Here is a 20,348-nt window from a genome sequence, read left to right on the forward strand (position 1 = left end):
GATACCTGCTCAGGTGAACGCTCTCACGCGGCCCCGTCATCCCGGCGCCGCTGTGACCATCATCCACTCACCCGCGGGTGTGGACGGTCGTGCCCGGCGGGGGTGACGTGCGCGGTCCCGACTTGCCGGTCCGCCGGGCGCGGGCATGGTGAGGAGGACGCCGGACCCGTTGGAGGACGCCGTGGCCCCCTCGTACCCCGAACTCCGCAAGATCCTCAAGCCGATGGGCGACCCGCTCGCGGACGCGGTCGTCGCCGACATCCTCGACTCGGGCGCGGTGGACGACGTCAACCAGCTGTTCCGCCGGATCGTCACGGTCGAGGACGGGGTCCCGCCGGACGCCCCGCCGCTGCTGCGGGACTACCTGGAGGAGACCCGGCAGATGCCCTCCTGGGTGGACCCGAGGCGGGTGGCGGGCATTTCGACGTTCTTCAAGCGGCACAAGGCGGTGGCGGCGACCGTCCAGGCGACGGCCGGCCTGGTCGGCACCTACCTGTCCCCGGTCGGCGCGAAGACCCTCCACTCGACCCACGCGCTGGACCGGCCGCACCGCAGGCTGTCCCAGTCGACCAGGCTGTTCATGGGCATGGGTGACGAGGACGCGTTCACCGACCACTCCAAGCTCATCCCGACCTGCCAGAAGGTGCGGTTGGTGCACGCGGCCATCCGTCAGCTCCACCTGCGCTCGGGGCGGTGGGACGCCGAGGCGGACGGGATGCCGGTGTCCCAGTACTACACCGCCGGCGCGGCCCTGGTGTTCTCGGCGGGCACCCTGGACGCGATGGGCCGCATCGGCGTGAAGACCACGCAGGCCGAGCAGGAGGGCTTCTTCTACGCGTGGAAGATCGTCTCGCACTTCCTGGGCGTGCCGGACGAGTACACGCCCGACTCCGTCTCCGAAGCCCACGCCCTGTGGGACGCCTCGCGGGACCAGGAGTGGGCGCACAGCGAGGAAGGCGTGCTGCTGACGGCGGCGAGCATCCGCCTGTACCAGGAGTACCTGCCCGCGCCCGTGCGGCCGGCGGTGCCCGCGTTCCTGCGGCGGGCGTTGTCCGACAAGTACGCCGACCTGGTCGAGGTCCCGAAGTCGGCGTTCGACCTGGGCGCGGACCTGGCGTCCTCGGCGACCTCGCTGCTGACCAGCACGCCCGCGGCCCACAACGTGGTCTCCGACCAGGTGCTGGGCAAGCTCAACGAGGCCGTCGAGCGGGTCGGCCGGGACGCGTTCACCGCCCGCCACGACACCGAGCCCCAGCTCACCGACCACGTCGACGACCCGGTCCCAGCACCACGCACCGAGGAGAAGCTGAAGGCCACCCCGCGCTCGGTGCACTGAGGGGTCACACGGCGATCGTCGGCAGCACGGGCGCGGCCGGGGGTTCCGCGGCGAAGCGGCGCCAGGCTTCGGCCAGGCCCGCCACCGCGCGCGAGATGACGTCCCGGTCGGCCACGAACGGCAGCCGCAAGCGGTCGGTGCTGCCGCCGGACGCGTCCAGCGACGCCCCCGGCAGCACCGCCACCCCCTGGCGCAGGGCGACCTGCGCGAACGCGGCGGCGTTCGTGCCCGGCAGCCGGACCCACAGGGTCTGGCCGCCCGCCGCGGGCTCGAACTCCCACTCCGGCAGCTGCTCGCGCAGCAACGCGCACAGGTGGTCGTGACCGGCCCTCAGGTGGGCCACCCGCGCCAGGCGCACGGGTTCGAAGTCGCGCAGCAGCTCCACGGCCACCAGCTGCTCGACCACGGCGCTGCCCAGGTCGTGCACCGCCTTGAACCGGCCCAGTCGGGCGATCACGGTGGGCTTGGCCCGGATCCACCCCACGCGCAGGCCGCCCCAGACGATCTTGCTCAGCGACCCGATCGCGATCGTCGACGGCTGGGCCGGCTGCGCGGGCGCGCCGGTGAAGTCCAGGTCGGCGAGCACGTCGTCGAACACCAGGGGGACGTCACCGGCCACGCGGGCGAGGCGGCGTCGTTCGAGGGGGCTCAGCGAGACGCCGGTGGGGTTGTGGAACGAGGGGACGGCGTAGACCAGGGCGGGACGGCGGTGGGGGAGGGCGTCGGCGAGGCCGCCGGGCGGGGCGTGGGTGATCACGGCGGCGGCCTCGCGGAACACGTCCAGCGCACCGGGGTAGGTGGGCGCCTCGACCAGCACCTCGTCGCCGGGCGCGACCAGGGCGCGGGTGATCAGGGCCAGGGCCTGCTGCGCGCCGTTGGTCACCAGGACCTCCGCGGGCGCGGTGGGGGTGCCCGCCAGGGTGAGGTGGGTGGCCAGGGACGAGCGCAGCGCCGGGTGGCCCAGGGGGTGGTAGCCCAGGTCCTCCTCGGGCAGGCGGGACAGGGCGCGGTGGTGCGCCTCGACCAGCGCCGCCGGCGGGCGCATGGGACCGGCGCAGGCGAACTGGAGGACGTCGTCCGGCGGTTCCATCAGGTTGACCAGCATCGGGTTGGCCGTCTCCGTGCGGGCCGAGGACGGGCCGCCGTGCGGGACCCACGTGCCGCTGCCGCGCCGGCGGGTCAGGCGGCCTTCCTGGCGCAGCAGGTCGTAGGCGGCCACGACGGTCGTCCGGCCGACCGCCAGGCCGGCCGCGAGCACCCGGTCCGGGGGCAGCAGCGTGCCGCCGGGCAGCCGGCCGTCGTCGATCAGTTCGCGCAGGCGCGATGCCAGCAGGAGGTACAGCGACCCGCGCCCGGCGGACCACCGCCCGAGCGTGCCGACCAGCTCGTCCACCGGGATTGGTCTCACAAGCAGACCAATCTAGCCGAATTGGCTCTCAACGCGCACCAATCGGGGACCGAAGATCGTCCCCATGCGCCCTGAGACCCGTGTCGTCCACACCGCCTTCCCGGACCTGGAGGGCAGCCGGCCGCTGGCCGTGCCGCTGCACCAGACGTCCGGCTTCGCCTTCACCGACCTCGACACCTTCGCCGAGTCGATGAACAAGCCCGACGGCGCGTTCGTCTACACCCGGCTCGGCAACCCGACCGTGCGGACCCTGGAGAACGCGATCGCGGACCTCGAAGGCGGGGCCGCCGCGCTGGCCACGTCGTCGGGCATGGGCGCGATCAACGCGGTCCTGCTGGCCGCGCTGTCCGCGGGCGACCACGTGATCGCCCAGCGCAGCCTGTACGGCGGCACCCACGCCCTCCTGCACGACCTGACCCAGCGCTGGGGCGTCGAGGTCACCTACGTCGGCGGCCACGACCCGGACGAGGTCCGTGCCGCCCTGCGCCCCCGCACGCGGGTCCTCTACCTGGAGACGATCTCCAACCCGACCGGGCACGTCAGCGACCTGCCGGCCCTGGCGGCGGCAGCGGGCGAGGACGTGCTGGTGGTCGTGGACAACACGTTCGCCTCACCCCTGCTGTGCCGCCCGATCGAGCACGGCGCGCACGTCGTCGTGCACTCGACCACCAAGTACCTGGGCGGGCACAGCGACGTCACCGGCGGCATCGCGGTCTTCGCGCGTTCCGACGACCACGTTCGCACCTGGCACCACAGCATCGAACTGGGCGTCACCGCCGACCCGTTCGCCGCGTGGCTGACCATCCGGGGTCTGCGCACCCTGGCCCTGCGGGTCCGGCGGCACGAGGAGAACGCGGCCGTCCTCGCCCACCGCCTGGCCGAGCACCCGTCCGTGCGGGCCGTCCACTGGCCCGGCCTGCCCGACCACCCGAGCCACGCCCTGGCGGCCAAGCTGCTGGACGGGTTCGGCAGCACGTTCTCGTTCGACCTGGCGGACAAGGCCGCGGGTCGCGCTTTCGTGACGGCGCTGGAGCTGGTGCACCTGGCCCCGTCCCTCGGCGGGACGGAGACCCTGGTGCTGCACCCGGCTTCCACTTCGCACCGGCAGTTGAGCGAGGAGGAACTGCGCGCGGCCGGCATCACCGGCGGCACGATCCGGCTGTCGGTGGGCATCGAGGACCCGGACGACCTGTGGGCCGACATCGCCCAGGCCCTCGCGTAACCGTTTCCCAGGGGCCTACGCGGCGAGGAACTCGACCAGCAGCCGGGAGATCTCGTCGCCGTGGGTCCACAGGAGCCCGTGCGGCGCGCCCTCGATCTCGACGTACCGGGCGCCGGGCAGCAGCTTGGCGAACTCCCGGCCGCTGGCGTCCACGGGCAGGATGCGGTCGGCGGTGCCGTGCACGATCAGCGTGGGGACGCCGGTTTCCGCGATCTTCGGGATGTCGGCGCGGAAGTCGGTCAGCCAGCTCTGCACCACGGCCCACGACGCCTTCGCGCCGGCCCCCGCCGCGATCGCGTAGCTGGTGCGGACGGCGGCTTCGCTGATGCGGGTGCCCAGGTTCTCGTCGAGGTTGTAGAAGTCGGCGTAGAACTGGTCGAACCACGCGTACCGGTCGGTCTTCGCGGCGGCCTCGATGCCCTCGAAGACGCTCCCGTCGACGCCGCCGGGGTTGTCCTCGGTCTTGAGCAGGAAGGGCTCCAGGGACGCCAGGAACGCCGCCTTGGCGACCCGGTCCCCGCCGTGGCGGGACAGGTAGCGGCCGACCTCGCCGGTGCCCATGGAGAAGCCGACCAGCACGACGTCGGTCAGGTCCAGCGTGGTCAGCACGGCGTGCAGGTCGTCGGCGAAGGTGTCGTAGTCGTAGCCGACGCTGGGCTGGCTGGACCGACCGAAGCCCCGCCGGTCGTAGGTGATCACGCGGTGGCCGGCGTCCAGCAGCGCCTGCTCCTGCTTCTCCCAGGACGCGCCGGACAGCGGGTAGCCGTGGATCAGCACGACCGGCTGACCGGTGCCGCGGTCGGTGTAGTGGAGGGTGATGTCGGCGGTGTTCTCCTGCCCGACCTTGATGTACGGCATGTCCTGCTCCTCGGTGGAGGGGGTGGCTCGGTGACGTGGTCGAAGTTATTACCGAACGATCGGTAAAGCAATGTGAGGAGACGGACGTTGCGCGTTGACCGTTCGTTCGGTAAACATGTGGTATGGCGCGTCCACCGACGGTCCACGACGACGAGCTGTACGACCGGCTGGCGGAGGTCTTCCGCACGACCGGCTACGAAGGCGCGTCCCTGGGCGCACTGGCCGAGTCCACCGGGCTGAAGCGGGCCTCGCTCTACCACCGGTTCCCCGACGGCAAGGCGCAGATGGCCGAGGCCGTGCTGGCCCGCGTCGAGCGCCTGTTCGAGGACCTGCTGGAACCCCTGCGCACCGACCCCGACCCCCGGTCGGGCATCGTGCGGACGGCGGAGCGGATCAGCGAGTTCTACGGCGGCGGCCTGCTGTCGTGCGTGCTGGACACCCTGCCCCTGAGCGGCGCGCCCGAACCCGTGCGAAGGCGGGCGGCGCGAGTGGCGGAGGTGTGGATCTCCGCGATGGCCGACGCCGCCTGCCGGGCCGGCCGATCGCCCGAGGACGCGCGCGAGGCGGCCGAGGACGTGTTCGCGTCGGCGGAGGGCGGCCTGGTCCACGGGCGGCTGTTCGGCGACGGCGGCCCGTTCACCCGCGCGCTCGCCCGCATGCCCGACCTGCTGCTGGGAACCTGATCAGGCGTCCCGCATCCGCGCCCTGAGCACGTCGTGCTCGCAGCCGGGTTGGTCGGGGTCGAAGCCGTGCTCGACCAGCCAACGCGACCCCCTCAGGCTGCGCAGCGACCACCAGGCGCGGATCACCTCCCGGTCCGCGCCTTCGCCGTAGCCGGCCAGCAGGTCGTCCAGGCGTTCCTCGTGCCCGAGCGTCAGCGTGGCGAGGTCCCACATGGCGTCGCCGGGCGCGGCCTCAGACCAGTCGATGATGCCGGTGACCCGGTCGTCCTCCACGAACACATGGGTGATCTGCAGGTCGCCGTGGATGAACACCGGGTTGAACGGCCGAATCGCGCCCTGGGCGATCTCGCGGTTGCGCCGGACCACCTCGACGGGCAGGACGTCGTTGGCGATCAGCCACGCACACTCGCGGTCCAACTCCTCCGCGAGGTCGTCAAGCCCCCGTCCCGGCCACGGCGGCAACGGGGCGTCGTGCAACCTCCGGATCGCGGCCCCCGCCGCCGCCCACGCCGCCGACGACGCCTCGGACGGTGCACCGAGAACACCAAGCGCCTGACCAGGCACGGCGGCGATCGCAAGCACGGGCGGCTCACGCCACAGGATGGCCGGGGTAGGCACCGGCGCCAACGCCATGGCCCGCACCTCGACATCGGCATTCGCCGGGTTGCCGTCGACCTTCAGGAACACGTCCCCGACACGCAGTGTCGCGCGTTGCCTGTGTGCAACGACGACCTCGACCTCTTCCACAGCGGCCATCCTGGCGGGAACGACGGCGATTGTCGCCGGAGTTTCCGCTACAAGCCCTGCCACACCCACTTCGTTCGCGCGCGTCCTTCTACGAAGCCGGCGAGTCGGCAGTCCACCCGCTTTGCCGGGTGGCAGTCCGCCGGTGAGGACACAACCCAACTTGGGCTTCTTGCTTTTGTCATCTCCGTATGGCCTGCCCGAAGGGCTACCACAGATTTCCCCGGGTGCAGCCGAAAGTTTTTGCGAGGAACGAGCAAAAAGTTTTAGCGGCACCCGGGGAAATCTGTGGTAGGCTCCGCCAGGCCATACGGAGATGACAAAAGCAAGAAGCCCCCGCAGTGGCAGTTGAGTCATCTTTGGTGGCCTGCCCGCCGGCGAGGCTCTTTTAATCTTTGAACCGGAACGCTCCGCTCTCAAGCCGAACGCGCTGCGCGCTCTCAAGATGAAAAGCGGCGCTCGCCGCGCGGCAGGCCGCCAGCGGGGGGTGAAGGGCGTCGGTTCCCCCGCCGTATGGCCTGGCGGAGCCAACCACATTTTCCAGGGGTTGCCGCTAAAACTTTTGCTCGTTCCTCGCAAAACTTTCGGCTGCAACCCCTGGAAAATGTGGTAGCCCTTCGGGCAGGCCATACGGCGGGGGAACCGAGGCCCTCCACCTGTGGTTGAGACCACGACACAAAAGCCGCGCTGCGCGCGCCGAAAAGCAAGCGCTGCGCGCAGCTCGGCTGGGGATGCGTGGAGGCGACCTGCGGACACTGCCTAGCGGACTCGTGCGAAGGCGGCGGTCAATCCCTTGGTGATCTCGTTCGCCACCTGGTCGGACAGGTCCGGTGGGTCGGACTGGTTGCTGATCACGTCCACCGACACGGCGATCACGGTCCGGCCGACCCGGTAGGTGTGGCGGGAGAAGGAGCCGTTGGCGGGCTGTGTGCCGCTGCCGGTGTCGGCGTGCAGTTGGTAGCGCACGTAGCCCTCGTAACCGTTCTGCCCGAGGCCCGGTCCTGTGGTTTCGGCGGTCTTCACCGACAGGCGTTGGTCGCCGGCGTCCTTCTGTTCCTTCTCCAGCGCCGCACGGCGGCACTCCACGTACTCGCCGGACTTGCGGGTCTCCACCCACTCCTTCGCGCCGGCCTCGTCCGGGAAGACCGCTGCGGCCGAGGAGACGTACCACTTCGCCTCGCCGCGTTGGAGTTGCGGGCCTACGTGTCGGGCGGACAGGGGTAGTTTCGCGTAGCCCGAGTCGTACCCGCAGTCGCCCGGGGCCAGCGGCTCGGCGGAGGACTCGGGTCGGAAGACCGTCCACGGACCGCCCAGGTCGGTCTGGGTCAGGACGGCGGCCTGGGCCAGGGCGGTGGTCGCCGGGTCGGCGACGGGGGTCGTCGTCTGGGTGCTGGAGGGCGGGTTGCCCGTGACGGACGGGGCGGTGCTCTCCTCGCCGCTGTCGCAGCCGGCCAGGGCGAGCGCCGTGACGGCGACGTACGGCAACCAGCGTGAGGCGTCCACCGGTGACCCCGCTTCCCGATGCATCGTCCAGCTTGGACAGTCACGGTAGACGGTGCTTCGCCGGCCCGCTCGTCGGGAATTGTCGGTGTCCCGTGCGATGCTGCGGTCGTGGTCATCGAGTTCGACGCCGAGTTGTGGCTCTGGGACGCGCGCCGGGACGACAGCTGGACCTTCGTGAGCCTGCCCGTGGAGGCTTCCGAGGACATCCGCGAGCTGGTCGGCGGCGCGCGTCGGGGGTTCGGGTCGGTGCGGGTGCGGGTCGTGGTCGGCGCGACGACGTGGTCGACGTCGATCTTCCCCGACAGCGGGCAGGGGTGTTACGTGCTGCCGGTCAAGAAGGCGGTGCGCAAGGCGGAGTCGTTGGAGGTGGGTGATGTGACGAGGGTGAGCGTCGAACTGGTCGACTTCTGACGCGGTGGCCGCAACCGGCCACGCGGCGGGCTACCGGCCCCGCGCGCTCGACACTGGTGCGGGCAGGCACCGGGAGAGGGGGGCGGGGTGGACGAGACGTTGCGGGAGTTGGGGATCATCTCCGACTACGAGCAGCTCGCCGAGGACGTCCGCGTCGTGCGGCAGCGGCTGGCGGAGGTCCGGGTGACGGTCGAATCACCCGATGGGATGGTCGGGGTGACCGTCGGTGGCGCGGGTGAGCTGGTCGACCTGTGGCTGGACCCGCGGATCTACCGACGGCCGGACTCGGACGCGCTCGCGCGCACCATCACCGAGACCGTGCGGCGGGCGGTGCGCGGGGCGCAGGAGCGGGGCGTCGCGATCGCCGCCGCGTTCCTGCCCGCCGACGCCACACCGGAGTCCGCGGACCTGCGGTTCGACCCGTTCCTGCGCGAACTGGACCGGAGGTGACCCGTGGGCTTCGACTACAACCGCGACGGTGCCGTCGACATGGACATCGACGCCACCGCGCGGGAGTTGGGCCAGTTGCGCGCCACCGGGGAAAACTTCGGGCGTGAGTGGGCGGCGTTGAAGACGACCATCCAGGACCTGGCCGGCAGACTCGGCGGCGGGCCGATGGGGCGCGAGTTCAAGGCCTCCTACGACACGTGGGCGGCCGCGCTCGGGCAGTACGCCGACGACGTCGTGAAGGGGTACCGGGAACTGGCCGACGCCGGCGACGGCTGCGTGCGGAAGTACCGGGACGCCGACGCCGCCGCGGCGCGGCTCTACAAGTCCTGACGCGCCATGGGGATGCCTGTCCCGAGGCTGCCGTTCAGCGACGCCGGGCCGCGGCTCGTGGGACTCGCCGGCGACCTGTTCAACCGGGTGTGCGCGCTGATCGGCGGCGACCAGGCCTACCCGCCCGACGAGCCCGAGGACATCCGCGATCTGGGCCGGGCGTGGCGTGCGGCGGCCGACCGGCTCGACGAGGCGGTGCGGTCGGGGGTGCGGATCACCGGGGCCGTGTTCGACGCGTGGCCGGACGCGGCCGGGTTCGAGTTCAAGTCGTCGTCGTCGAAGTTCCACACCGGCTCGTACAGCACCGGAGAGGGCGGCATCGACGCGCTGGTCGCCGAGATGCGCAAGATCGCCGACGCGTGCGAGCACTACGCCGAGGAGGTCTACAAGCAGCGGCTGGCCACGAAGATCGAGATGCTGATCAACGTGGCGGCCTTCGCGCTGGCGTTCACCGGGACCGGGGCGATCGCGGGGCTGTTCGTGCGCAAGCTCGCGTCGAACGTGCTCAAGCGCATCACGCTGTCCGCGCTGAACCTGGGCGCGCGCACCCGGACGGCGGCGGCCGGGCGGGTCGCGCTGGACCTCGCTGTCGAGCTCGGCAAGGAAGCCGGCGAGGAGTTGGCCATCTCGGCGGGAACGCAGCTGGGCAGCATGGCCGCCGGGTACAACCACGACGGGTTCGACACCAAGCGGGTGCTCACCGACACCGGCGCCGGCGCGCTCGGCGGGGCACTGGGGTTCGTGCCGGGGAAGGCGATCTCGAAGCTGCCGGTCAGGGGCGCGCTGGGGCAGCACCTGGTCGCGGGCCTGACCGGAGCCGGGTTGAACGCGGTGACCTCGCCCGTGGCGAGCCTGGCGGCGCAGAACATCGCGGACGGCGAGTTCGGCAAGCTCGGCGACCTCGGCGCGTACGGGCAGGCGATCAAGGACAACGGCCTGTCGGCGGCGCGCATGGGCGCGTTCCGGGCGAACGGGTCGCTGGCCGCGTCGCAGGTCGGGCAAGCGGTCGGGGCGCAGCCGAACCTGTCCGGTGCTCCTTCGCCGGGCTCGTCGGGTGACCCGGGCGGACCGCCGTCCGGACCACCTCCGGGCGGCGACCCGACACCGCGGCAGGCGGGTTCTCCCGCGTCGGCGACGGGTTCCGGGACCGGTGCGGGGGCGGTGGTCGAGTCCGGGACGGTGGGCGGGCAGCAGGGCGAGGCCGGTGCGGAACGGGTTTCCGGGCCGGTTTCCGGTCGGTCGGTCGCGCCGATGGGGCCGGCGGGCGAGTCCACGGGCGGCCGCGGGGGCGGCGCCGAGTCCACTGTGGATGGTCATGTCGGGCGGGAGGGCGGCGGGAAGGACGAGTCGGCGACGAAGTCGGGGTCGCAGTCGGTGTCGCAGTCGGCCGCGGAGGTGGTTCAGGGGCGGTCGTCGGAGTCAGAGTCGGTGGAGGCGGAGCGGTCGGCGGAGGTGGCGGCCGAGTCGGAGGTGGTGACGGGGTCGGAGGTGGTGGCGGGGTCGGACTCGGCGGCGGTGGCGGAGGTGTCGCGGGAGTCGTCGGCGGAGTCCTTGTCCGAGTCGTCGCCGGAGGTGGTGGCGGTCTGGGATCGGGTGCCGGGCGAGGTGCAGGCGGTGTGGGGCGAGTTGCCGTCGGATGCGCGGCAGGCGGTCGTGGCGTTGGCCGGGGCGAACGCGAACCCGAACGCCATCCTGCACCGGCTCAGGAACATCGCGGCCTCGGTGGTACCGGGGGATCCGGGGCGGTCGTTGGGGGAGATCGTCGCGGAGATGGGCGAGGCCGAGAGCCGGGCGTTCGGGGAGAAGCTCGCCCGCACCGTGTCGAGGAAGAGCGAACCGGCCAGGGAGAAGGGCGCCACGCCCGAGGAGTTGGCGGAGGTGGGCGCCAACCCCGGCAAGGGGATGCTCGCCGAGGCGGAGGACATCGCCCTGCTGCTCGACCGGTTGGAGGCGCTGGAGAACCACGACGTCGACGTCTCGGCCGCCCGCAAGACCCTGGCGGACTACCTGGGAAACGCGCGCAACGTTCAGGAGGGTCGGGGCAACGTCAAGCGGTCCCAGTTGGACGGTGACTCGACGAACGTCCTGGGGCTGCTCGCGCAGGTCGACGCGGCGGTGGCGTTGGCCGAGCTGCACCCCGTGCTGCTGGAGCAGTTGGGCCTTGCGGGGTTGGAGATCACCGGGCTGTCGGAGCGGGTGCCGGGCGCGACCAAGGCCGGCACCGACATCGACATCCACGGGGTGCTGGGGGACGGGACGGAGGTCTGGTTCGAGTGCAAGGACCTGCGGTGGTTCGGCGCGGACCGCGAGACGTACGAGGACGTCACCAAGCAGATCAAGTCACAGCGGGCGCTCGCCGGGCCGGACGCCAAGATCGTCGCGCTCTACACGAACGAGTTGGCGCAGGAGGTGGCGGACGGGCTGATCGCGAGCGGTGCGGACGCGGTGCTGCACTACCACGGCTTCTCGCTGTTCACGATCATCGCCGAACGCGCTGCCGGAGATCCCGCCCAGTCCACGAACCCCACGCCGGCCGCAGACCCCACGCGGGCCGCTGATCCTGCGCAGGCCGCCGATCCTGCGCGGGCCGCCGATCGTGCGCCGGGTCGCGAAGCCGGGGCGGTGGTGGAGTCCGCGCCGGCATCCGAGCCAGTGCCGGCGGAAGGCGTTGTGCGGGCGGCGGAGGGGAGTTTCGCGCGGCGGCTGGCTGCGGTGTGGGAAGGGCTGGCCGGGGAGGTGCGGGAGGCGTGGGCCACGCTGCCGCGGGCGGTGCAGTTCGCGGTTCCGGCGCTGGTGGGGGTGGTTGGCGACAAGGCCGTCGCCACAGTGTTGCGGGGGATCGCGGCGGGGGTGGTGGCGGGCGCGAGTGGGCGGTCGTTGGGGGAGATCGTCGCTGCGATGAGCGAGGCGCAGGGGCGGGTGTTCGGCGAGCGGGTCGCGTGGGTGGTCGGGAGTCGGCGGGTTCCGGTCGAGGTGTTGTTCCCGTGGTTGGGGGCGGTCAACCCGCAGTTCCACGTCGAGCAGGCCTTCAACGGGTACCGGGTGAACTGCCGGCAGGCGGCCGTGCTGACCGACCGGTACCTGGCCGGTCGGTTCGACCGCGACCCGGCACCGCCCACCGCGGAGGCGGTCGCGCCCGACGACCTGCGCACCGGCTGGCGGCAGCGGCTCGCGGCGGACATCGGCCGGCCGGGGGGTGGGTTCGAGCAGGTGGCGTCGGTCGAGGACGTCGCCGAACGGTTGCGCCAGTTGGGGTCCGGTGCGCGGGCCATCGTGCACGGGATGCGGTCGTGGCAGGGGAACCCGGTGCCGGGGCACCTGTTCAACGCGGTCAACGTGGACGGCGAGGTCCGCTTCCTCGACGGTCAGAGCGGCACGGCGGCCGACCTCGACGGGTTCGACGAGGGCTTCGAGCTGCTGATCACCGAGGACAACGCGATCCGGGCCAAGGCCGACCCGAGCGCGGACGACCCGAGCGCGGCCGACCCGGAGCCGGTACCGCCGCGAGGGCGGGTCGAGGACGAGCCGGTGGTGGGGCTTCGGGCCTCGGACGCGATGCCGCAGCGGCCGGACGCGGACTGGGTCGGGGTGCACGCCGCCGCGCACGCCGCGATGGCGCGGGTCGACCTGGAAGCCGGGATGCGGGCGGTCGAGAAGCCGCCCGGGGCCGAGTACCTGCTCACCGGTCCGCTGGGCAACGAGTTCACCGCGACCGTCCGCGCCGGCGAACTGCCCGGTGACCGGGTCGCCGAGTACACCGTCAACCGGGCGCGCGGCACGGTCGAGGTCGTCGTGTCCGAACGGGCCTCCTACGACGCCATCCCCATCGCCGTCGCGCACGCCGTGGCCGCCGCCGCGGCCGAGTTGTCCGGGACGCCCCGCGACACCACCGACTTCCTGCACCGCGACACCGTCGCGACGCCCGAGCCGACCGGCACACCCCGCGCCGCCGACGACACCGCGGGCGACCCGACGCTGAGCCCCGCCGACCACGGCCGTGCCGCGCGCCTGCTCGCCCACGCCGCCGCGTTGGACGGGCCGACCCTGCCCTTCCACCGCCGGCCGCTGCGCCGGTCGTTGCGCGCGCTGATCGAGGAGATGGGCCTGGACCCCCGGCAGGAGGGCGCGGAGCGGCGGTTGGACGCGTTGCCGAGCGAACGGATGCGCGAGGTGGTGCGGCGGTTCGCGCCGCCGCCGTCCGACATCCCCGGCCGGGTCACCTACGTGGCGTACCGGGCGGTCGCGGGCAGCCTGGGGGCGGGCGGGTTCAGCCTGGTCATGGCGTTGTCGTCGTGGCAGATCGCCGTGGTGATCACGATGGCCGCCCTCGCGCGCTCGGTCGGGTACGGGCTGGCCGACCCGGGCCTTGCCGTGCGGGAGAACAACTCGACGGCGGCGGCGCGCAAGCCGGTCGAGACGCGGCTGGCCGCCGAGGCGGACGCGCGGCGGGACGAGCAGTTCGGGCCGTTGCTCCAGCGGTGGGCGGACCTGTCGGAGGCGCTGCGCACGGGCACACCGGTCAAGCCGCGACGGCCGCCGGCCCCGGTCGAGGTCGCCCACCAGGAGGACGAGCCGGTCAAGCACGTGGGGTGGAAGCCGTACGCCGTGCGGTACGTGTCGGGGGCGCTGGCCGGCACCGCCGCGCTGGGAGCGACGTCCCCGCTGGTCGAGCCGATCGCGACCCTCGGGCTGCTCGTCCTCAACTGGACCCCGGCGCTGGTCATGCCGTCCGTGCAGGCGGTCGTGAACTCGTTCAAGCAGGACGACAAGGTCGCCCGCGGCACGGTCCGCCTGGAACGGGGCGCGCGGGAGGTCGCCGACCACGAGCAGGAGATCGCGGACCTCGTCGGCACCCTGCTCGACCTCGCCGAACAGGCCGCCGCCCGCCGATCCGACACCGGTGCGAGCGCCCCGGCCGGCACCGCCCCCTTCGTGCTGCGCGACGCGGGGGAGGGGTCGGCGCAGGTCGTCTCGCGGCTGGTCCCGCGCGGCGAGGCGGACGTCGCCGACCCGACCCGGCTGGCGGAGGTCCTGACCGCGGCCCAGGAATACCTGGTCATGGCCGTGATGCGCAACGTCGTGGCGGCGCTGGCGGGCGGTGTGCTCGGCGGTCGGGTGCACCTGCTCGACCAGGACGCCAAGGAGGCGCGCCGCGTCCACGACCAGTCGGTGAAGGAGGCCCGCCTGCACGACCTGCGCCGCGAGGTCGTGCAGGCGATCCTGCGCCACCGCGCGGCCCAGGAGGTGCTGGACGGACTCGCCGACCCGGAAGTCGTCGCGGACCTGCTGCGGCCGATCACCGTGGCGCCGCGTGCCGACGCCGACCGGCCTTCGGGTCGCTCGTCGCGCTGGACGATGGCCGGCGGCCTGGTCACCGGGGGCGCGGGCCTGGGCATCACCGCCGTGGTCGCCGCTGTCCTCGGCATCCCCGGCGTCGTGGGCCGCTATGCCGGTTCCGCCGCCGGCGAAGCCGTGGCCCCGCTGGTGGACCGGCTGTTCAAGGGCGCGGAACTCGACGCCGAGGACGCCGCCGCCACCGTCGCCGACGCCCGCAAGAACGCCACCGCCGAGGCACGGGCCCGTGCGGTGGAGCAGTTCGTCGTGCGGGTGCTGGAGGACGTCACCCCGCCGGACGCCGGTCCTTGGTGGAAGCCGGCCGGCCTGCTGGACCGGCTCCAGAACCTGCTGAAACCGCCACCGCCGTTGCCGTCCGACGCGGGCGTGTCCGCGCGGGAGGCCCACGCGGCGTACGAGCGGGCGTTGGCCGAGCCGGGTCGGGCGTCCTCGCTGCCGGGACGGCTCGCGGAGCTGGTGGAGGTCATCGACGCGGCCAACCGGGTCGACCGGATGGCCGCGTGGGTGGGGCGGACCGGCCAGACCCGGTCGGAGATCGCCGCGCGCAACGAGCTGATCGCCGCCATTCACCGGTACAACGCCCTGTCCCCGGACCGCCCGCTGGCCGTCGCGCACCTGCTGGACGGCGTCCACCAGGCCACGGCGTCACCGAGCCGGCTCGCGAAGGTCCTGCCGCACCTGGGCACGGCCGTCAGCGCGGCCGACCACAGCCAGGTGCGGGCGGTGTTGACCGAGCGGCACCTGAGCAGCGGCCGAGCCGAACCGCTGACCCCGCCCCGGACGCTGGCCCGGCTCACCGAGCGCGAGGGCTGGGCAGACCGGGTGGCGGCGGCGGTCGGCCGGCCCGGCGCGACCTTCCAGCCCGTGGCCACGACGAACGACGTGGTGGCCCGCCTGCGGGAGCTGGGGAAGGGCGCACGCGCCATCGTCCACGGCACCCGCTCCGGCGACTCGGGCGGCGCACACGTGTTCAACGCGGTGAACATCGACGGTGAGGTGTACTTCCTGGACGGCGACACCCTCGTCGACCTGACCCGCTACCCGAGCGGGGTGGCGGTGCTCGTGACCCACGACAACGGCGAAGCCGCCCGCCACGACCCGAAGCGCACCACGACGGCGAAGCTGGGCGTGATCCCGGCGCGGGTGGCCGCCACCGCGCGCGACCGGCTGGGCCGCCTGCACGACGAAGCCCACGTGCCGGCCCGCATCGCGGAGATCATCAACCCGTACCCGCGGCCCAGGACGGACACGTGGTCGGACGTCCGCTACACCGAACCGTGGTGGCGGGAATGAGGGGGATCATGGACATTGCACAGGCCCGACAGATCGCGGAGACGGTCCTGGCGGGGATCGACTCGCCGGACGAGCCGTTGGCGCTCTTCCCGGACGAACAGGTCGTGGACGTCGGATGGGGCTGGGTGTTCGGCTACACGACCGCCCGGTGGCTGGAGACCCGCGACCCGGACGCGGTGCCCCCACCCGGCGGCGGCCCGATCGTGGTGGTCGAGCAGACGGGCGAAACGTGGATGCTCCGGGCTTCCCGCCCCTACGACCAGCAGTTGGCCGAGTATCAGGCGCCGGTGGCGCTGGGCAGCAGCGGCGGGCAGCCCGAGGTGGAGTAGGCCGGGTCGTACTCGAAGTGCCAGTACTCGTTGTCGTAGCGGCGGCACCAGCCCAGAGCCCGAGCGTTCCGCTCCACCCACAGCGCTGACGCGTGCGGCTGGACGTCCACGGCCCGCCCGCGAACGTGCTGGGACTTCTCCGGCGGCAGGACGTACTTCGCGGCCAGCTCCTCCGTGCCGAACTTGCGCACGGCGTCCTCGAACTCGGCTCGTTGCTGGCCGTTGCTGCGCTTGCCGTCGTTCAGGCACAGCTTGACGTTCTGGGCGGCGGCTGCCGCCGTGAGTCTGTGCCACGCCTCCAGCACGTCGGGGTGCAGGCCCTCCGGGGACTCGTCCACGTACCGGTCGTCCAACGCGCACACCGGACCGGTCGGCGGCCCCGGGACCTCCTCCCGGATCGCCAACGGGCGTCCTGGTTGTCTGTCGTAGACGGGCAGACGTCCGGTGGCTCCCAAAGCGACGGTGGCCGCCGTGGACAGCACGAGGACGGTGATGAGCAGGATGGCTGTGCGAAGGGTCATGTCAGGGTTTCGGCTACGTAGGTCGCGGCTTCCGCCAACAGCGCTTCGTCGTAGCGGGCGTCGGCTGTCGGCTTGTCGGACATCAGGGCGATGACCAGGGGTGCGGTCCCGGGCGGCCAGGTGATGGCTATGTCGTTCAGGGTGCCGTAATCCCCCGTGCCGGTCTTGTCCGCGACGGTCCACGTAGTAGGCACGCCTGCGCGGATCCGGCGGTTGCCTGTGGTGTTGCGGGTCATAAGGTCGGTGAGGAAGGCGCGCTTGTCGGGTTCGAGGGCGTCGCCGAGGACCAGCTTCTGGTAGTCGGTGCCGATGGCGCGCGGGGACGTGGTGTCGCGCGGGTCGCCGGGGGTGGCTTCGGTGATGTCCGGTTCGACGCGGTCCATGCGGGTCACCTGGTCGCCGAGGGTCCGGGTGAACGCGGTCAACTCGGCCGGGCCGCCCAGGTCGCGCAGCAGGAGGTTGCCGGCGGTGCCGTCGCTGTAGCGGACGGCCGCGTCGCACAGGTCGCGGATGGTCATGCCGGTGGCCACGTGCTGCCGGGTGATGCTGGAGCTCTTCATCAGGTCTTGCTCGGTGTAGGTCACGACCGCGTCCAGGTGGGACAGCGGGTTGCGGTGCAGGACGGCGGCTGCTGCCAGGCCTTTGAAGGTCGAGCAGAACGCGAAGCGCTCGTCGGCGCGGTGGGCGATGGTGGTGCCGGAGCCGGTGGCCAGCGCGTAGACGCCCAGGCGGGCCCCGTACTTCTGCTCCAAGGCGGTCAACGCCGGGTGGTTCTGAGCGGTCGAAGTGGTGGTGGTCGGCGGCGGGGGAGACGACTGGGTGGGCGGTGGGGTCGTGCAGGCCGTCAGGGGCAGCAGGGCCGCGCCGAGGAACGTGCGGCGGGACAGTCGGTGAGCCACCAGACCAGGGTGACAAGTCCTCGCGTATGCCGTCCAAGACGGGAACGAGCCGATTGATGCGGTTTCGGCATAGGGTGAGCTGGTGGACGTGGTGGCGGCGTGCAAGGCGTTCGTGTCGGTCAGCGGGTACGGCAGCTTCACGGCCGGGGCGGCTGCTGCGCGCATCCCGCAGTCGGTGGCCAGCAGGCGGATCGCGGCGCTGGAGAAGCACTTCGGCGCGCGGCTGCTCACGAGGTCCTCGCGCAGCGTCGCCCTGACGCCGTTCGGGCGGGAGGTGCTGCCCTCGGCGCGGCGGCTGGTGGAGCTGGCCGAGGCGCTGGAGCACGACGCCGAGCAGGCCCGGTTGCGGCCGTTCCGGCTGGCCGTGCCGCTGACCAGCCCGGCGCGCCCGCTGGCCCGGCTGGTCGCCGACGCCCGGCGCCGCGACCTCACGCTGGACCCGCACCCGGCCCCGCCGGCGCGGCGCGCGGAACTGGCCCGCACGCTGGAGGTGCGGGCGGCGCTGGTCGCGGTGCCTCCCGACGACGGGGTGTGGCGGGTGCCGCTGGGCCTGGCCGGCCGGGACGACCCCGGTGCGGCCACCGCCGTCTACGTCGAGACGCTGCGCGCGGGACGCGCCGACCGGGGCACGCGCCGCCGCAGGATCTGGATCGAGGGGGAGGACGACGTGCCGCACGTCCGCGACCGCATCACCCGGCTCGGGGACGCCGTCGGGCTGCAACCCGCGCAGGTCGTCGTGACGTCGTCGCTGGTCACGGCCACCGCCGAGGTGCTCGCCTCGACCGACCTGCTGCTGTGCTCACCCGCCCAGGCCGACGACCTGGGCCTGCAGTGGCGGCCCATCGGCGAGCTGCCCCTGGCGCGCGGCTACGACGTCACCGCCCGGTCCCGGGAGGACGCCCAGCGGATCCGCGCGCTGCCACTGGTCGCCCCCTGCCTGGGCGCGTCGTGACCACCGGGGTGCTGCGCGACCTGAGGGCCGCGCTGGACGACGGCGGCCTGCGCGGGTCGTTCCTGGTCCGCGACCTGGACAGCGGCGACGAGCTGGGCCTGGACCCGGACCTGGAGTACCCGGTCGCGTCGCTGGTCAAGGTGCCGCTGGCGGTGGCCACGCTGGAACGCGTCGAGCGCGGCGAGCTCGACCCGACCGCGCGCGTCGAGGTGGCGCCGGGCCGCAGCACCATCCCCGGGCCGACCGGCCTGAGCAAGTTCCGCCACCCCGCCGCGGTCGCGGTGGACGACCTGCTCTACCTGAGCACGTCGCTGAGCGACAGCGTCGCCGCCGATGCCCTGTTCGCGCTCACCCCGCCCGCCGCCGTGACCGCCGAGCTGCGCCGGCTGGGCTACGACGGCATCGCGGTGCGCCACCTCATGCAGGACCTGGTGGACACCCCGGCGGAGCGGTTCGCGCCCACCGAGACCCACCTCGCGCACTCGCTGGCCATCACGGCGGCGACGCGGGGACGCGGGCACCCGGTGCCGCAGCTGGACATCAGCCTGGCCAACGCCGGTTCGGCACGCGCGTTCGTCGACCTGCTCCAGGGCCTGTGGCGGCCGACGACGATCACCCCCGAGGTCGCCGCACGGGTCCGGCAGCTCATGCGGGACAACGTGCTGCGTCACCGGCTGGCCCCGGACTTCATGTCCGACTCGACCCGGTGGTCGTCCAAGACCGGCACCCTGCTGAACCTGCGGCACGAGGTGGGCGTGGTCGAGCACGCCGACGGCCAGGCCTACGCCGTGGCGGCGATGACGGAGTCCCGGGTGCCCGCGGTGGTCCAGCCGGGCGCCGAGGCGTTGATGGCGCAGGTGGCGCGCACCTTGCGGGACCGGCTGCGGGCGTATTGAGCCGGCGGAACGGGTAAGTGCGGGCCATGACCGGTGATCCCGTGGACGAGGTGGCCGAGATGGACCGCGACTCGCTGCACGACAGCGAGGCCATGCCCACGTCCCGGCCGCCCGGGTGGGTGGTGGCGGTGAGCCTCGCGGCCCGGGGCGGCGCGCTGTGGGTGCCCGTGGCGGGCGTGCTGGCCGGGGTGGGGCAGCGGCGGGCGGCGGTGCGCGGGCTGGTCGCGGCCGGGGTGGCGTTGCCGCTGGGGCACCTGCTGGGCGCGGTGCTGGCGCGGCGGCGTCCGCCGGCGGGGCGGTTGCCGGCGCGGCGCGCGCTGCCCGAGCGGCCGGACTCGTCGTCGTTCCCGTCCAAGCACGCGATGACCGCGGCGGCGTTCGGCACGGCGGTGGCGGCGGACAGCCCGCGGGCCGGGGCGGCGGTCGCGCCGCTGGTCGCGGTCGTGGCCTACAGCCGGGTGCGGACCCGCGTGCACTGGCCCTCGGACGTGCTCGGCGGGCTCGCCCTGGGCGGGGCGGTGGCGTGGGCGGTGCGTAGGGCCGTTCACCGTCGAACACCGTGATGGGGTGGTCGTCCCCTGGACGAGACCCTGCCGGCTCGGGTCAAACCTCACTCTGCGTCACCACCAGGCGGGTTACGCACAGTCATCGTGGGACCGCTTTACACAATGGGGTAACTGCGCGGCGTGTCGGAGCGGCGGTGTTCATCATGGGAACGCAAGTCCCTTACAGATGGAGGTTTTTCCATGCGTACCTTCCACCGCCTGATCGCCGCCGGCGCCCTGTCCGCGCCCCTCTTCATCGCCGGCGCGGGCCTGGCCTCCGCTGACGCGCTGTACGCGCACGACGCCGCGTGGGCCGGTCCCAACGGCGCCGCGTCGCACTCCGTGCTGTCCTTCGCGGACGACGACGGGAACGCGTTCTTCCACGAGGAAGCCGCGGCGGCGGGTCCGAACGGGGCCGGTTCGTTCAGTACCACCTCGTGGGCCGGCGACGGCTGGCACCACGGTGACGACGGTGACGGTGCCAGCGCGACCTACTACAACCAGGTCGCCTACGCGAGCGACGACGGCGCCTACTACGAGCAGACGTACTCCCACGCCGATTCCGACGACTGATCGCGAACGCTGGACCCACTGACCGGTCGATGCGGCCCGT

General features: G+C 72.9%; 18 protein-coding genes. 12 read left to right on the forward strand and 6 right to left on the reverse strand.

Annotated features, from left to right (window positions below; all coding sequences use genetic code 11):
• Positions 1-145 precede the first annotated feature (145 nt).
• Entirely contained in the window at positions 146-1,336 is a 1,191-nt protein-coding gene (locus DFJ66_RS01675) for an oxygenase MpaB family protein (RefSeq protein ID WP_121217268.1), read from the forward strand.
• 4 nt (positions 1,337-1,340) lie between these two features.
• Here the strand turns inward: DFJ66_RS01675 and DFJ66_RS01680 are convergent, their stop codons facing one another.
• Positions 1,341-2,744, reverse strand: coding sequence for an aminotransferase-like domain-containing protein (locus DFJ66_RS01680; RefSeq protein WP_246029520.1), 1,404 nt, complete (start codon positions 2,742-2,744; stop codon positions 1,341-1,343).
• A 64-nt stretch (positions 2,745-2,808) separates the two neighbouring features.
• On the opposite strand from DFJ66_RS01680, the gene DFJ66_RS01685 reads away from it, so the two are divergent.
• Positions 2,809-3,966: a trans-sulfuration enzyme family protein gene (locus tag DFJ66_RS01685; RefSeq protein ID WP_121217272.1), complete on the forward strand. Its 1,158-nt coding sequence runs from the start codon at positions 2,809-2,811 to the stop codon at positions 3,964-3,966.
• A gap of 15 nt (positions 3,967-3,981) precedes the next feature.
• On the opposite strand, the gene DFJ66_RS01690 is transcribed toward DFJ66_RS01685, so the two are convergent.
• Positions 3,982-4,824, reverse strand: coding sequence for an alpha/beta fold hydrolase (locus DFJ66_RS01690; RefSeq protein WP_121217274.1), 843 nt, complete (start codon positions 4,822-4,824; stop codon positions 3,982-3,984).
• Between the two features lie 122 nt (positions 4,825-4,946).
• Here DFJ66_RS01690 and DFJ66_RS01695 point away from each other — a divergent pair, with 122 nt between their 5' ends.
• On the forward strand, positions 4,947-5,507 hold the full coding sequence (locus DFJ66_RS01695) for a TetR/AcrR family transcriptional regulator (RefSeq protein ID WP_121217277.1): 561 nt from the start codon (positions 4,947-4,949) through the stop codon (positions 5,505-5,507).
• Here the strand turns inward: DFJ66_RS01695 and DFJ66_RS01700 are convergent, their stop codons facing one another.
• Both DFJ66_RS01700 and DFJ66_RS01705 read right to left on the reverse strand, forming a co-directional pair.
• The gene (locus tag DFJ66_RS01700) at positions 5,508-6,263 is read right to left on the reverse strand and encodes a phosphotransferase family protein (protein WP_211350925.1); all 756 of its coding nucleotides are present in this window, start codon (positions 6,261-6,263) and stop codon (positions 5,508-5,510) included.
• Between the two features lie 747 nt (positions 6,264-7,010).
• On the reverse strand, positions 7,011-7,754 hold the full coding sequence (locus DFJ66_RS01705) for a hypothetical protein (protein ID WP_121217281.1): 744 nt from the start codon (positions 7,752-7,754) through the stop codon (positions 7,011-7,013).
• Positions 7,755-7,862: 108 nt separating this feature from the next.
• Here DFJ66_RS01705 and DFJ66_RS01710 point away from each other — a divergent pair, with 108 nt between their 5' ends.
• The 5 genes from DFJ66_RS01710 (at position 7,863) to DFJ66_RS01730 (ending at position 15,922) form a co-directional block, all read left to right on the forward strand.
• Positions 7,863-8,165, forward strand: coding sequence for a DUF1905 domain-containing protein (locus DFJ66_RS01710; RefSeq protein WP_121217283.1), 303 nt, complete (start codon positions 7,863-7,865; stop codon positions 8,163-8,165).
• Between the two features lie 87 nt (positions 8,166-8,252).
• Positions 8,253-8,615: a YbaB/EbfC family nucleoid-associated protein gene (locus DFJ66_RS01715; protein WP_121217285.1), complete on the forward strand. Its 363-nt coding sequence runs from the start codon at positions 8,253-8,255 to the stop codon at positions 8,613-8,615.
• Positions 8,616-8,618: 3 nt separating this feature from the next.
• The gene (locus DFJ66_RS01720) at positions 8,619-8,945 is read left to right on the forward strand and encodes a hypothetical protein (RefSeq protein ID WP_121217287.1); all 327 of its coding nucleotides are present in this window, start codon (positions 8,619-8,621) and stop codon (positions 8,943-8,945) included.
• A gap of 6 nt (positions 8,946-8,951) precedes the next feature.
• Complete coding sequence (locus DFJ66_RS44845; protein ID WP_121217289.1) at positions 8,952-15,593, forward strand: WXG100-like domain-containing protein; 6,642 nt, start codon at positions 8,952-8,954, stop codon at positions 15,591-15,593.
• Positions 15,594-15,601: 8 nt separating this feature from the next.
• Positions 15,602-15,922, forward strand: a complete 321-nt coding sequence (locus DFJ66_RS01730; protein WP_170199070.1) for a YrhB domain-containing protein — start codon at positions 15,602-15,604, stop codon at positions 15,920-15,922.
• Here DFJ66_RS01730 and DFJ66_RS01735 read toward each other — a convergent pair.
• On the reverse strand, positions 15,871-16,443 hold the full coding sequence (locus tag DFJ66_RS01735; protein WP_121217293.1) for a D-alanyl-D-alanine carboxypeptidase family protein: 573 nt from the start codon (positions 16,441-16,443) through the stop codon (positions 15,871-15,873). The genes DFJ66_RS01730 and DFJ66_RS01735 overlap by 52 nt on opposite strands.
• The gene (gene bla, locus DFJ66_RS01740) at positions 16,440-17,342 is read right to left on the reverse strand and encodes a class A beta-lactamase (RefSeq protein WP_211350926.1); all 903 of its coding nucleotides are present in this window, start codon (positions 17,340-17,342) and stop codon (positions 16,440-16,442) included. Before bla ends, DFJ66_RS01735 begins: the two co-directional genes overlap by 4 nt.
• An 82-nt stretch (positions 17,343-17,424) precedes the next feature.
• Between bla and DFJ66_RS01745 the strand changes: the two genes are divergently transcribed.
• The 4 genes from DFJ66_RS01745 to DFJ66_RS43280 all read left to right on the forward strand — a co-directional run bounded on the left by DFJ66_RS01745 (position 17,425) and on the right by DFJ66_RS43280 (position 20,308).
• Complete coding sequence (locus tag DFJ66_RS01745; RefSeq protein ID WP_121217295.1) at positions 17,425-18,294, forward strand: LysR family transcriptional regulator; 870 nt, start codon at positions 17,425-17,427, stop codon at positions 18,292-18,294.
• Positions 18,291-19,190 (forward strand): serine hydrolase, encoded by a 900-nt coding sequence (locus tag DFJ66_RS01750; protein WP_211350927.1) that lies wholly within the window; start codon positions 18,291-18,293, stop codon positions 19,188-19,190. The genes DFJ66_RS01745 and DFJ66_RS01750 overlap by 4 nt, the downstream gene beginning before the upstream one ends.
• Before the next feature lie 26 nt (positions 19,191-19,216).
• Positions 19,217-19,753, forward strand: coding sequence for a phosphatase PAP2 family protein (locus DFJ66_RS01755; protein ID WP_246029521.1), 537 nt, complete (start codon positions 19,217-19,219; stop codon positions 19,751-19,753).
• A gap of 183 nt (positions 19,754-19,936) precedes the next feature.
• Positions 19,937-20,308: a hypothetical protein gene (locus tag DFJ66_RS43280; RefSeq protein ID WP_211350928.1), complete on the forward strand. Its 372-nt coding sequence runs from the start codon at positions 19,937-19,939 to the stop codon at positions 20,306-20,308.
• Positions 20,309-20,348 lie beyond the last annotated feature (40 nt).

The organism is Saccharothrix variisporea (assembly GCF_003634995.1).
In the GTDB taxonomy this organism is placed as follows: domain Bacteria; phylum Actinomycetota; class Actinomycetes; order Mycobacteriales; family Pseudonocardiaceae; genus Actinosynnema; species Actinosynnema variisporeum.

What these genes read in the sequence shown, in the direction of transcription:
- DFJ66_RS01730 (WP_170199070.1), top strand. Translation starts at nt 15,602, where the DNA reads ATGGACATTGCACAGGCCCGACAGATCGCGGAGACGGTCCTGGCGGGG.
- DFJ66_RS01700 (WP_211350925.1), bottom strand. Translation starts at nt 6,263, where the DNA reads ATGGCCGCTGTGGAAGAGGTCGAGGTCGTCGTTGCACACAGGCAACGC.
- DFJ66_RS43280 (WP_211350928.1), top strand. Translation starts at nt 19,937, where the DNA reads ATGCGTACCTTCCACCGCCTGATCGCCGCCGGCGCCCTGTCCGCGCCC.
- DFJ66_RS44845 (WP_121217289.1), top strand. Translation starts at nt 8,952, where the DNA reads ATGGGGATGCCTGTCCCGAGGCTGCCGTTCAGCGACGCCGGGCCGCGG.
- DFJ66_RS01675 (WP_121217268.1), top strand. Translation starts at nt 146, where the DNA reads ATGGTGAGGAGGACGCCGGACCCGTTGGAGGACGCCGTGGCCCCCTCG.
- DFJ66_RS01755 (WP_246029521.1), top strand. Translation starts at nt 19,217, where the DNA reads ATGACCGGTGATCCCGTGGACGAGGTGGCCGAGATGGACCGCGACTCG.
- DFJ66_RS01695 (WP_121217277.1), top strand. Translation starts at nt 4,947, where the DNA reads ATGGCGCGTCCACCGACGGTCCACGACGACGAGCTGTACGACCGGCTG.
- DFJ66_RS01685 (WP_121217272.1), top strand. Translation starts at nt 2,809, where the DNA reads ATGCGCCCTGAGACCCGTGTCGTCCACACCGCCTTCCCGGACCTGGAG.
- DFJ66_RS01690 (WP_121217274.1), bottom strand. Translation starts at nt 4,824, where the DNA reads ATGCCGTACATCAAGGTCGGGCAGGAGAACACCGCCGACATCACCCTC.
- DFJ66_RS01735 (WP_121217293.1), bottom strand. Translation starts at nt 16,443, where the DNA reads ATGACCCTTCGCACAGCCATCCTGCTCATCACCGTCCTCGTGCTGTCC.